Below are 12574 nucleotides of genomic sequence, written 5' to 3'. Positions count from 1 at the left end.
TCCTTAGAGGCAAGCGGCCAGGGCTTTGTTCACGCCGTCAGTCTTCAGGGTTTCGTAGGCACCGGTCACCAAACCGACAAAGGAGGGGTTGGCCGGCAGGTCAGACCCGAAAATGCCTGCCAGAAGCATCATGTTCAAGACATAGCCGTCATCATCGGATCCAGATGCGAGCTCAGCGATACGGTCTGCATGCGGGTCATTGACCGGAAGTTTTGTGCCAGCTTCGGAGACACCACGGCAATAGTGCATCCATCCGGCGATCGCGAGCGCGGCAAGCGGCCAGGGCTTGCCAGCATCCAGATGGCTCCTAACTGGAGCCAGGATGCGCTGCGGCAGTTTCTGACTGCCATCCGCTGCGATCTGCGTGGTTTTGTGATGAAGGGCGCGGTTGGAGTATCGGTCAATCAGCATTCCAGCGTAATCTTCAATGTCGAACCCTGCCGGGATCGTCAGGGATGGTGCCTGCTCGCTCATCATCAGTTTGTGGGCCGCACTCTTGAAAACAGGATCCGCCATGCAATCTGCTATCGTCTCCTTGCCGGCCAGCGCGCCAAGATAGGCGAGAAACGAGTGGCTGCCGTTCAACATCCGGAGTTTGATGTCTTCAAACGGCTCAACATCGTCGACAAAGCTCGCACCCGCCAAATCCCAATGCGGTTTTGCGCCTGCAAAATTGTCTTCGATCACCCACTGGCGGAAAGGTTCACACAGGATGCCGTTAGGGTCAGGCGCGCCCAAAGTCACTTCAAGTTTTTTGAAGGAGTCTTCGGTCATGGCCGGTGTGATCCGGTCGACCATGGAGCAGGGAAACCTGCAAGTGTCTGCGATCCAAGTCTTCAGATCTGGATCGCGATGACCGGCAAACTCCAAAACCGCAGTCCGGCAGAGCTTGCCGTTCGACGGAAGATTGTCGCAAGACAGGACCGTCAATCCCGGCAAGCCAGCTTCTTTGCGCCGATACAACCCTTCGACCAGCAATCCGATCGCTGATTTTGGAGCAGAGGGATTCTCCAAATCTGCCGCGATGCCCGGGTTTTCAAGGTCCAACACCTCCCGGGCCAGGCAATAGCCCTTTTCGGTAATCGTCAGGGTAATCACTTGAAGGTCCGGATCAGCGATCTGCGCAATCAGGGCTTCTATGCCGTCCCGGTTCGGGTGAAGTGTCTTGATAACTGCCCCAACCTGACGAAGATCCAAATCGCCGTCCGACATTTCTCCAACGGCAAAGAGATGATCGGCCTCATCGAGGGCTGTCAGACCGCTTTCTCCGGAATTAAGCCGGGCAACCGCCATGCCCCAGTCACTATCGGTCTGGCGCAGCATCTCATCATGAAAAACCGAGGTGTGCGCTTTTGCGAAAGCGCCAAAGCCGATATGAAACAATCGGACCTTCAAGGTAGTACGGTCATAGGGCGGACGAGAAATGTTTGCGGTCATGACAAATGCTCAAACGAATGAAAGTGGTGTTTCTGTTTCGGCGGGAGACCCATTGACAATGAGCTGGTCAGAACCGGCCAGCCAGAGGTCAATTTGGTCGAAAGCAGGACGGTAAGAACCAGCCTTCTTCCAATCCAGCATAACCGAGTCGCCGGAATGCGACAGGGTCATGCGGGTCAGACAATGGTCGATGTCCAAAGCGCTCGAGGAGGCACCGTCATCGTCATAGGCAAGGCGTTCTCTTGAAGCAGTGCCGGCTGCCTGAGGGTAGATGCGCCAGCAGCGGTAGGTGTCAGATGAGGCTGAACTGCGTGCATTGGGAGCTGCCATCGGTAGTACTGTGGCGCCGCGGACAAACAACGGAATGCTCTCTTGCGTGACGGGAACTTCGATTTCTTGACCGCCCGGATACCAGGATTTTCCGTCAAAGTCCCACCACCCTTCCGGGCATGCGGGCAAGGGCACAGTTCTTGTTGTCGCGCCTTTCTCGATCACGGAAGCGATGAGCAGATCTTTCCCAAGCAGAAATTCGAACTCGGATGTTTGCGCCAAAGGATCTTCTGGAAAGTCCAACCACAGAGGCCGGAGCATTGGTTCACCGTCGGTGACCGCCTGGTACAGCAAGGTGTAGAGATAGGGGATTAACTGCGCGCGGAATTTCAAAGCCTGACGGATCAGCGGTGTTATTTCAGGATACATCCAGGCTTCGTTGGCCGTGCCATCATCATTCCAGGAATGGATGGTGAAGCGGGGATGGAAAATCCCGTTCTGAACCCAGCGCAGGAAGAGTTCCGGTTCCGGCCGCGGACCGGCAAAGCCGCCAACGTCATGGCCGATGTTGTAAAAGCCGGAAAGGCTGAGTCCGAGGCCCATCGGAATGTTCCAGCGCAGAGTTTCCCAGCTGGTGTAGTTGTCCCCGGTCCAGGTCTGCGCATAGCGCTGGGTGCCCGGAGCCGCACAACGGGAAATGAGATATGGCCGCTTGTCGGGTTGATCCTGAACCTGCGCATCATAGGAGGCACGGGTCATCAACTGGCTGTGCAAGGGGCGGATCAATCCGACCGGGATCTCCTTGCCGAAGCCGGCGCAAACCGCTTCGTCGTCCCAAACTTCATATTCGTTGTTGTCGTTCCAGGTGTTGGCAATGCCTTTGTCGAACAGTTTCTCTTTGAGGTTCGCCTTCCACCAGGAGACCGTTGCCGGATTGGTGAAATCGAGATGCGATCCGCTGCCGTCCCAAAAAGGCGATTGTTCCGGAGCGCCCGTTTCGCTGTCTTTGATGAACAGGCCAGACGTCTCTGCGTCTTGATAAAGCGGGTGATCGTCCAGAAGCACCGGCTTGATGTTGGCGATCAGATGAATGTCCGCGTCTTGATACGCCTTGGTGAAAGCTGGGATGTTGGGAAAGCGGTCGGTGTTCCAATGGAACACGTAGCGTTTGCCTTTGATCGCCGTATAGCCCGACGACATCTGAAAACTGTCGCAGGGCATGTCTTCGTCGGAGAGTTTTTGTAAAAACTCTTCGAGCCGCTCCTGTGCGTTTTCTGAATCCGTATAGGCCATGGTCGAGCCGGAGTAACCAAACCCCCAGCGTGGCATGAAGGCGGTGCCGCCGGTCAAAGAGTGGTGGCGTTTGACAACGTCGAGGACTGACGGAGCCCAGAAGAAATAATAGTCCAGTTCGCCGTCGGAGGCCCGGAACGAGCGGAAGGCCGGGTGATAATTGTCCTTTTCATTGCCGAGATCGAACCAGCAATGGGCGAGCGTATCGTAATACAGGCCATAGGCGCCGAGTGCGCCGCGGTCGGTGATCGTGAACGGCACGTGTTTATAAAGCGGGTCCGTGGTACGGGCATCGTAGCCCATGGCATCGAGATTGCGCATTTCATAGCGCCGTCCGGACCGTTCCAAAGACCCGGACTTTTCGCCGAGACCAAAATAGCGCTCGCCATCAAACCGGCGCATGAAGTGGGATTTGCGGTGATCCCGCCGGCCGAGCATATAGGCATCCTGCGGCCGGTCGCGGGCAATTTCCTGCCATGCGGCGTCTGGAGCTTCCCGGCATTCCCAAACAAGTGCCAGCGGCGTTTCAACGGTTAGGCGGAGCGTATCTGTCCAGAGTTGCAGCCGGTTTTCTTGCTGATCTAAGGAAAACTCAGGACAGGAAAAGCCGCTGAGATCACCCCGGGAGCGCCCTTCCCACGGAGCGTCGCCGTCAGGGGCGACAGCCCACGTCCGGTCGAGCCGGTGGGCTCCATCTTTGAGAAGCGAAACACGGACAAGCGCGTCCTCCAGGACACGGATGACCAATTTATGCTTATCGTCGACCAGAAGAACGACACCGGTCGGTGTCTGGTCAGTCAGCGCCCAGGTTTTCAGAGCTTTCATATCTGTATTGGGCTCCTAATAACCGAGCAGCAGTTGGGGCAGGAACAGGCTGATTTCCGGTACGTAGGTAACCACCAGCAACAACCCGACCAGGACGGCATAAAAGGGAAGCATCGGCTTGATGACATCGCCGATTTTGACCCCACCGACCGAGCAGCCGACAAAGAGCGCCGATCCTACAGGCGGCGTACAGATGCCGATACACAGGTTGAAGGTCATCATCACTCCGAAGTGCACCGGATCCATGCCAAGATCCGTAACGACTGGCAGGAAGATCGGCGTAAAGATCAGCAGCGCCGGGGTCATGTCCATAAAGGTGCCGACGATCAGGAGCGCGATGTTGATGATCAGCAAAAGCACTAGGGGGTTGTCTGACAGGCCGAGCAAAATATCTGAAATCGCATACGGAATATCGGCAAAGGCCATGGCCTTAGACATGGCGATAGAGCAGCCGATCATCAAAAGCACGATAGATGTGGTCACCGCGCTCTCCAGGATGATACTTGGCAGTTGGCGCCACGTGATTTCCCGGTACCAGATCACCGCCAAAAACAGGGTATAAACCACCGCCACGGCAGAGGCTTCGGTTGCGGTAAAGATACCGCCGATAATCCCACCCATAACGATGACGATCAGACCAAGCGGCAGCACCGCACCGAGAGTTTTGTCGAGAACTTCCTTCGTGCTCGGCCGAGGAGCGATTGGATAACCCCGTTTCTTCGCAATGATGCCGGCCACGACCATCAGGCAGAGGCCCATCAAGATACCGGGCACATATCCAGCCACGAACAGGGCTGCGATCGAGGTGCCGTTGGTGATCAGGGAATAGACAATGAAGGTCGCGCTGGGCGGGATCAAAAGTCCGGTCGGGCAGGAGGCGATGTTGACCGCAGCGCTATAGGCCGGATCGTAACCTTCTTTCTTCTGCAGCGGAGACATGACACCGCCAACAGCTGCGGCTGAGGCCACAGCCGACCCGGAAATCGAGCCGAACATCATATTTGCGAGCACATTACAGTGAGCGAGTGCACCGGGAAGGCGGCCACCGAGAACCTTGGCAAATTCAATCAGGCGGAGCGCGATGCCGCCCCGGTTCATGATGTTGCCGGCTAGAATGAAGAAGGGAATCGCCAGAAGTGTGAAACTGTCCAGCCCGGACGCCACTTGCTGGGCGACGATATAGACCGATTGGTCGAAGGACATGAACAATAAGAAGGTGGCGAAGGCGGACAGGCCAATGGAAAAGGCGATTGGAACGCCAAGAACCATGAGCAACACAAAGGTCCCGAACAGGACCGCAACAGCTTGGATATCCATGAAAAGCTCCTAGCTTAACGGTCCGCCAGGGGACGGCGTCTCGGCTTGATCATTGGGGCCGCGTCCTTCCCGCAGAAGGTCGGCAAGGAAGGTCAGGCAGTAATAGAGGATGCAAATCCCGGAAAAGGGGATCGCGATATAAATGAAGCCCATCGGGATGCGCAGGGCAGGAGACACCTGGCCGGTTTCCAGCGTGCGGCTGACCAATCCGGTGCCGCCGTAAATCATGATGAGGGTCGCGAACAGGGCGATCGCGGCGATAATGCCCGCATTCACGGCAACCCGGGTGGCGCCTTTGGTGACAACGGGCAGAAGGTCGATGGCCAAATGCCGTCGCTGGCCGAGCGTATAGGCTCCGCCCAACAGAGCGACCCAGATAAACAGGAACCGGGCCATTTCGTCGGTTACGGTGCTCGGGCTTTCCAAAACGTAGCGGGAGAACACCTGCCAAACGACACACACCACCAGAATGGCAAAGGCGGTTGTTATGACGAGGCGCAGGACAAGATCCACTCCCCGGGTTAATGCGGTCACGATTATCCTCCCTGCCCATTGGCGCCTGTGCGGCTAAGTCTTTCACCGCTACTTCGGCACGCTAACATTTGCGGCATGAAATTAAATTGGTCAACCAATTTTATAAAAAAGGTTGACTGATTTGCAAAATTGGACGAACAATTCGGCCTCAACGGCGCATCCAGCCGTGACACTCAGGGCCGTGGGCCTTCCAATTGGAAGCGAATAACCCCCGGTCGGACTGCATCTGGGAGGAATTCATGTCGAAGTTCATCAAGGTCGCGGCTCTTTTGGCCGTAGGTGCCGTTGCGCTGGGCTCAGCTGCCCACGCGAAAACATTGCGCCTCAATCACAACAATCCGGAAGATCATCCGCTGCACAAGTCCATGGAGTTCATGGCTGAGCGCCTGGAAGAAATGACCGGCGGTGATTTGAAGATCCGCATCTATGCCAATGCGCAGCTGGGCACACAGCGTGAGTCCATGGAACTCATGCAAAATGGTGCGCTCGATATGGCGCGCTCCAATGCGTCGGAATTGGAAGCTTTTGAAGAATCTTATGGCGCGCTGAACCTGCCGTATATCTTCGTCAACGACGATCACTATTACGATGTTCTGAGCGGCGATATCGGTGCTGACATTCTCTCGGCATCCGAAGACAAGGGCTTCATCGGTGTTGCCTACTACGTTGAAGGTGCCCGGTCTTTCTACGCCAACAAGGAAATCAACTCCCCGGCCGATCTGCAGGGCATGAAAATCCGCGTGCAGCCGAGCCCGTCCGCGATCCGCATGGTTGAACTGCTCGGCGGTAACCCGACCCCGATCGCCTGGGGTGAACTCTACAGCGCCCTGCAGCAAGGTGTTGTTGATGGCGCTGAAAACAACCCATTGGCTCTGACGTCCGCCCGTCACGGCGAAGTCAGCAAGGTCTATTCTAACGACGGCCACACAATGATCCCGTCTGTTGTGATGATTTCGACCAAGTCTTGGGGCGAGTTGAGCGATGAGCATAAGGGCGCTTTGACCAAGGCGGCCAAAGAATCCATGGATTTCCACCGCAAGCAGTGGGATGCAATGGTTGCTGAAGGCATCGAAACGGCCAAGAGCGAACTCGGCGTAAAATTCGTCGAAGTGGAAAAAGGCCCGTTCATCGAAGCGGTTCTGCCGATGCACGAGGAAGCTGCAAAGAAATCTGAAAAGGTGGCTGACCTCATCAAGCGCATCAAAGAAATCGCACCGAAGTAATCCACGAACGGGAAAAACCGATGCTCGAACGCTCTGAACTGGCCGACAATGCGCTTCAAGCGCTCCATGACGAAGACTATGACGTTCCCTTTAACACACAGTCTTTGAACCATGACGGCTTGATATTTATGGGTGGCCGGGCATCGGAGAGCCTGAATGGAGAGTGGACCTTCTGCGTCGACCTCCTCGACACCGGTCTCCGGCAGAAATGGTTCGCCATGCTGCCGGAAGAACCAGAGAACCGCACCGAACCCTGGGACTATGACCCCTATATGGGTGAAACCGTCCCGGTGCCTTCCAACTGGGCCATGCTGAAAGAGAAGTGGTATTTCTTTGAAGGCAGTACCTGGTACACCCGACCGCTTGACGTCGATGAAATCGACGAAACAAAGCGCACGTTTCTTCGTTTCGGCGCAGCGGCCTATGACTGCAAGATTTTCCTAAACGGGGAATTTGTTGGCAACCACTACGGTGCCTCAACGCCCTTCTGCGTCGAACTGACTGGGAAGCTGAAACCGGGGCGCAATTGGATCATGGCGTGCGTCAACAACATCCGGACCCGAAACCGGGTCCCCATGCGCAACACCGACTGGTTCAATTACGGTGGTCTTTATCGGGAAGTCTCTATCTTTCAGACGCCCAAAAGCCTGATCAAGGATTTTTTCCTCTTTTTGGTGCCCGATGGCACATATTCGAAACTGTGTGCCGAAGTGACGATAGACGGTCCTCTGACTGAGGAAGCTGTTGAACTAAACATCCCGTCACTCGATATCGACATTGCTGTTCCGCTTGATGAAACCGGTAAGGGCAAGATCGAATTTGCTGCTGCGCCTGACTTGTGGCGCCCGGAAACACCGGTGCTTTACGATGTCACTGTCACCTATGGAGAAGATCAGGTCAGCGACCGGGTTGGCTTCCGCCAGATAGAGAGACGCGGTACCGATATTGTCCTCAACGGCGAACCGCTCTTTCTGCGTGGAATTTCAGTTCACGAAGACGATGCTGAACTGGGCAAAGTCACCAGCGAAGCGGATTTGCGCTGCCGGTTTGACCATGCCCGTGAGCTTGGCTGCAATTACCTGCGCCTGGCCCACTATCCGCACCATGAATTGGCGGCCCAGCTCGCCGATGAACTCGGATTTCTGCTTTGGGAAGAAATCCCTGTCTACTGGGCCATCGACTTTGAAAACCCGGCCACGTACCGGGACGCTGAAAATCAGCTCTGTGAGCTGATCAAACGCGACCGGAACCGGGCAAGTGTGGTGATCTGGTCCGTCGGCAATGAAAACCCGGACACGGACGCACGTCTGGAGTTTATGAAGGGCCTGGCCGATACGGCAAAAAGGCTCGACCCGACCCGCCTAACCTCGGCCGCTTGCCTGGTCAATCATGCGCAGAACCGGATCGAAGACCGGCTTGCCACGCACATCGATGTTATCGGCCTCAATGAGTATTACGGCTGGTATGAAGAAGATTTTGAAGACCTGGCCGCGATTGGCGAAAACTCGGATCCGGACCGGCCAGTGGTAATTTCCGAAACCGGGGCTGATGGCGTGATCGGTGAAAAGGGGCCAACCAAAGGGCTCTTCAGCGAAGACTATATGGCGGAAGTCTACACCAAGCAGATTGCCACCTTGCGGCAGCTTGCGTATGTGAAAGGTATGTCGCCGTGGATTTTGTACGATTTCCGCGTCGAACGCCGGCAAAACATTTTTCAAAACGGCTACAATCACAAGGGGCTTATCGCCGCCGATAAAAAGACCAAGAAAAAAGCGTTCCACATCCTGGCCGACTATTACCGCCAAATCGCGGCGGGTCAGGGGAACACAAGGAAGGCCTCATGACCAGCGACGCGCCAAAACGCCGGTATCAGGAAATCGCCCAGATCCTCGTTCAGCGGATTGCAGACCAAGGTTATAAACCGGGCGACAAATTTCCAACCGAGAGGCAGATTTCCCTGGAACTCGGTATCAGCCGGTCGTTGGTGCGCGAAGCATTCATCATGCTGGAGATCGAAGGATATCTGGATGTACGTAAGGGCTCCGGCAGTTATGTGGCTGCCGGTGAAAAAATCTCCCTAAACAATCCGAAGCCGGACTTCGGACCGTTTGAACTCCTTCAGGCGCGTCAGCTTCTGGAAAGTTCAATTGCCGGATTTGCGGCTGAGACCATTACGAAGAGCGATATTATCAACTTGCGCGAAACACTGGAGTTGGAACGCAAGGCCATCAACAATGGCGAAGAAGATTATGCCGCGGACCGCCAATTTCACCTCCAAATCGCGGAAGCCACGCAAAACAGTGCCCTGGTGGCGCAGGTCGAAGAACTTTGGACCAAGCGGGAAACCAGTCCCATGTGGGCGCGTTTGCATGACCGCATATTTGATTTGAGCTATCGGGAAAAATGGCTCGACGACCACGCGGAAATCCTGGAAGCGCTACGGCACCGCAATTCGGAAGCGGCCCGTAAGGCGATGTGGCAGCACCTTGAAAATGTGCGCCAAACGCTCCTGGAGCTCTCCGATGTGGGCGACCCGGAATTCGATGGATATTTGTACAAGCCTGCTGTGGCATCGAGTTAAAACAACCCAGTGCTGACTGGCCCAGAAGAAAAAGAAAGACAGGTGCGATGATCGAATGTTGGCGCTGGTTCGGCCCAGATGACCCGGTTTCTTTGCGCGATGTAAGGCAGACTGGCGCCACGGGTATCGTAACGGCGTTGCATCAGATCCCCAATGGCACCTACTGGCCGGAAGAAGAAATCGCTCTGCGCCGCCAGATGATTGAGGCGGAAGGGCTGACCTGGCAGGTCTGCGAGAGCATCCCGGTCCATGAAGACATAAAGACGGGTGCTCCCGGATGGGAGCGCTGGGCAGAAAATTGGGCCGAAACCGTTCGTGCGCTGGCGCGCGAAAATGTCCGGACCATCTGTTACAACTTCATGCCGGTGCTCGACTGGACCCGGACGGATCTCCACTATGAACTGCCCTGTGGCGCGACGGCGCTAAGGTTTGAGTTTACAGCCTATGCTGCGTTCGATCTCTTTATCTTAAAACGCGACGGGGCGGAGAAAGACTACAGCCAAGCAGATATTGGTGCGGCTGAGGTTTGGCTTTCGGAGCGGTCTGAGGAAGAGAAAGAAAGATTGGTCCGCAACATTATTGCAGGCCTTCCGGGATCAGAAGAAAGCTATACGCTCGACACATTCCGGGACCAGCTTGCCGCTTACAAAGATGTTGGTCAGGAACAGCTCTTTCAAAACCTGGCGAATTTCCTAGAAATTGTCGTGCCGGCGGCTGAAGAAGCCGGTGCCCGTCTTGCAATCCATCCGGACGATCCGCCGAGATCGCTCTTTGGGTTGCCGCGCATTGTCGGAACACAAAAGGACCTGACCCGGATCGCAGATCTCAATCCGTCGCCGGCAAATGGGTTTACGGTCTGTACGGGGTCGCTCGGCGTTCATCCGGACAATGATTTACCGGCAATTATCGAAGCCGTCAGCGATCGGATTCATTTTGTGCATTTGCGGGCGACTAAGCGGGAAGCCGATCCACGCAGCTTTTATGAAGATGCGCACCTGGACGGCAACATTGATATGGTGGCGATCATCCGCGCCTTGCGCCGGCTGGAGCGCAACGCAGAGATTTCGATCCCAATGCGCCCCGATCATGGACACCGCATGTTGAGCGATTTGAAAGAAGATTCGACGCCCGGCTATCCGGCGATCGGCCGGCTGCGGGGGCTGGCAGAACTGCGCGGTGTCACCCGCGCGATTGATGCGCTCGATCGGCCTCAATAGATCGCCGCACGGCGGTTTAATCAGAAAATCTCGGCTTGACCGGAGTGGTATCAACGCGCCATGCCTGTGTGACGTCAAATCGCAAAGGCCAAGATATCATGGGCGCAGCCACTTCATCCAACCAAAAGACCGTCGAAGACAGTCAGGACAAGATCCGGATTGAAGGGCTGAACATTCCGGCCGAAATTGGCGTGTTGGACAGCGAGAAGGGGCGGACCCAATCTTTGCGGTTTGATGTCGAAATCCAAACCGTGCCAGGCTACCGGGACATCGTCGCCAAGACGGGGTCTTATGTGTCTTATGCCGATACGGTTTTTTTCATAAAAGAGAAGGCCGCGACGGGCGGGCATATAGACCTGGTTGAAGAATGGGCCGAGGCCGTCGCCACTTTCGTCCTTGAGAACCCGCTTGCGGAACAGGTGATTGTGAAAGTCACCAAACCAGATATTTTTGAAGATGCTGCCGGTGTTGGGATCCAAATTGCCCGGCGCCGTTCGTGATGAGCCTTGCCCGGAAGGCACGCTGATCTATGTGCGCCCAAATGCGCCAGATTGGTCCAGGATTTTTAGGAGACAGTTTTAGATGATTTCTGCAGACCGCGTTCTTCCCCTTTGGCTGAAATACAGAGAGGCGCTGGAGACGCCGGTCCGCAGTTTCGAGTTTCCGAAATTCGGGAAATGCTTTGAAGACCGAACCTACCAGATGGGCGTCTTGAACCTGTCTCCGGACAGCACCTACCGGGAAACCGTCTGCCACACCTTGGAGGCTGCGCTTTATCGCGGGCGGCGGATGACACTTGAGGGCGCTGCGATTGTGGACATTGGGGCAGAGTCCACCGGAGAAACCGCGGATATTGTCTCCATTGAGCGGCAAATCGATAGAATGCGGCCTGCTGTGAAGGCTCTTTCGGAAGAAAACATCCTGGTTTCGGTGGAAACCTATCACCCCGAAGTTGGCATTGCGCTTCTGGAAGCAGGCGCGGGCGTCGTCAATCTGACCGGACGGGTGGACGATACAGGTTTTTATCAAGCGATTGCAAAACACGAGGCTGGCCTGGTCTTGTGTTACACGCCCGGAGAAAACGCTCGTTCCAGCGATCATCTGCCGCCGGTCGATCAGGTCTTTGATCATCAGCTGGAATTCTTCAAGGACAGGGTGGCTATTGCAACGGGCGCTGGTATCGAGCGGCTGTGGGTGGATCCCGGATTTGGCTTTGCCCTCAATCTGCCAGACGGCCCGGACCGGATCCGCTATCAGACCGACAGCATCCTGCAGTCCTTCCGCTTGCGCGAACTCGGCTGGCCGGTAACCGTGCAGCTGACAGGCCATGTTTATTTGTTCCGCGATGAAGTGCGTGTTGCCCAGACCAGCGCGGCGACGCTGGCGGTTTTGTCCAAAGCCAATTTGGTGCGCAGCCACGAAGTGCCCCGTGTCCAGCCGGTTTTGAACTTGCAGGACTATTGCTAAGATTGAATGGGTCCTAGGAGGCGTAGACTATGACGGATCAGAAAGTCGCCCTTGTTACCGGTGCCGGTAAACGGCTTGGCAAGGCAATTGCCGAAGGTCTTAGCGAGGACGGTTTTGCGGTCGGCCTGCATTACAACGCTTCTATCGGAGGTGCTGAAGATCTTTATAAAAAGATCATCGGCCAAGGCGGCATGGCCATTCTCCTGCAAAAGGATCTGAGCCAGCCGGAAACAGCAGGGACATTGATATCGGAGACAGCGGCCGCGTTTGGCGGACCGGTATCCGTCCTTGTCAATTCCGCATCTGCGTTCAACACGGACAAACTGTCGGATCTAACTTTGGAAAGCTGGCAATTTCTGATGAACGTGAATGCGGCCGCGCCCGTCTTTCTGATGCAGGCCTTTGCCAAT

The 12574-nt window shown here is 55.7% G+C and carries 11 protein-coding genes (1 of these 11 cut by a window edge); 7 read left to right on the top strand and 4 right to left on the bottom strand.

Going from position 1 to position 12574, the window contains the following annotated elements; genetic code table 11:
* Positions 1 to 3: 3 nt before the first annotated feature.
* From ACOOFE_RS25715 to ACOOFE_RS25700, 4 genes are read right to left on the bottom strand one after another with little or no spacing between them, the layout of a single operon-like run.
* Positions 4 to 1437: a mannitol dehydrogenase family protein gene (locus tag ACOOFE_RS25715; protein ID WP_420412656.1), complete on the bottom strand. Its 1434-nt coding sequence runs from the start codon at positions 1435 to 1437 to the stop codon at positions 4 to 6.
* A gap of 9 nt (positions 1438 to 1446) precedes the next feature.
* Positions 1447 to 3825: a TIM-barrel domain-containing protein gene (locus tag ACOOFE_RS25710; RefSeq protein ID WP_420412655.1), complete on the bottom strand. Its 2379-nt coding sequence runs from the start codon at positions 3823 to 3825 to the stop codon at positions 1447 to 1449.
* 15 nt (positions 3826 to 3840) lie between these two features.
* Complete coding sequence (locus tag ACOOFE_RS25705; RefSeq protein ID WP_141184048.1) at positions 3841 to 5142, bottom strand: TRAP transporter large permease; 1302 nt, start codon at positions 5140 to 5142, stop codon at positions 3841 to 3843.
* 9 nt (positions 5143 to 5151) lie between these two features.
* The gene (locus tag ACOOFE_RS25700) at positions 5152 to 5676 is read right to left on the bottom strand and encodes a TRAP transporter small permease (RefSeq protein ID WP_420412654.1); all 525 of its coding nucleotides are present in this window, start codon (positions 5674 to 5676) and stop codon (positions 5152 to 5154) included.
* Between the two features lie 239 nt (positions 5677 to 5915).
* Here ACOOFE_RS25700 and ACOOFE_RS25695 point away from each other — a divergent pair, with 239 nt between their 5' ends.
* From ACOOFE_RS25695 to ACOOFE_RS25665, 7 genes are all read left to right on the top strand, one after another.
* On the top strand, positions 5916 to 6899 hold the full coding sequence (locus ACOOFE_RS25695; RefSeq protein ID WP_141184046.1) for a TRAP transporter substrate-binding protein: 984 nt from the start codon (positions 5916 to 5918) through the stop codon (positions 6897 to 6899).
* Positions 6900 to 6919: 20 nt separating this feature from the next.
* Positions 6920 to 8743 (top strand): glycoside hydrolase family 2 protein, encoded by a 1824-nt coding sequence (locus ACOOFE_RS25690; RefSeq protein ID WP_420412653.1) that lies wholly within the window; start codon positions 6920 to 6922, stop codon positions 8741 to 8743.
* The gene (locus ACOOFE_RS25685) at positions 8740 to 9480 is read left to right on the top strand and encodes an FCD domain-containing protein (protein ID WP_420412652.1); all 741 of its coding nucleotides are present in this window, start codon (positions 8740 to 8742) and stop codon (positions 9478 to 9480) included. Before ACOOFE_RS25690 ends, ACOOFE_RS25685 begins: the two co-directional genes overlap by 4 nt.
* A 47-nt stretch (positions 9481 to 9527) precedes the next feature.
* Positions 9528 to 10697, top strand: a complete 1170-nt coding sequence (gene uxuA / locus ACOOFE_RS25680) for a mannonate dehydratase (protein WP_420412651.1) — start codon at positions 9528 to 9530, stop codon at positions 10695 to 10697.
* A gap of 98 nt (positions 10698 to 10795) precedes the next feature.
* A complete protein-coding gene (locus ACOOFE_RS25675; RefSeq protein ID WP_420412650.1) occupies positions 10796 to 11197 on the top strand; it encodes a dihydroneopterin aldolase in 402 nt (133 codons plus the stop codon).
* An 82-nt stretch (positions 11198 to 11279) separates the two neighbouring features.
* Complete coding sequence (locus tag ACOOFE_RS25670; RefSeq protein WP_420412649.1) at positions 11280 to 12164, top strand: dihydropteroate synthase; 885 nt, start codon at positions 11280 to 11282, stop codon at positions 12162 to 12164.
* Positions 12165 to 12193: 29 nt separating this feature from the next.
* Positions 12194 to 12574, top strand: partial view of an SDR family oxidoreductase gene (locus ACOOFE_RS25665; protein WP_420412648.1) — the 5' portion only. It continues 375 nt past the right edge of the window; 381 of the gene's 756 nt are visible here — the first part of the coding sequence; its start codon is at positions 12194 to 12196; the stop codon falls past the right edge of the window.

Source organism: Roseibium sp., from assembly GCF_965216085.1.
Taxonomy (GTDB): domain Bacteria; phylum Pseudomonadota; class Alphaproteobacteria; order Rhizobiales; family Stappiaceae; genus Roseibium.
This window is presented reverse-complemented; position numbering and strand designations above follow the sequence as displayed.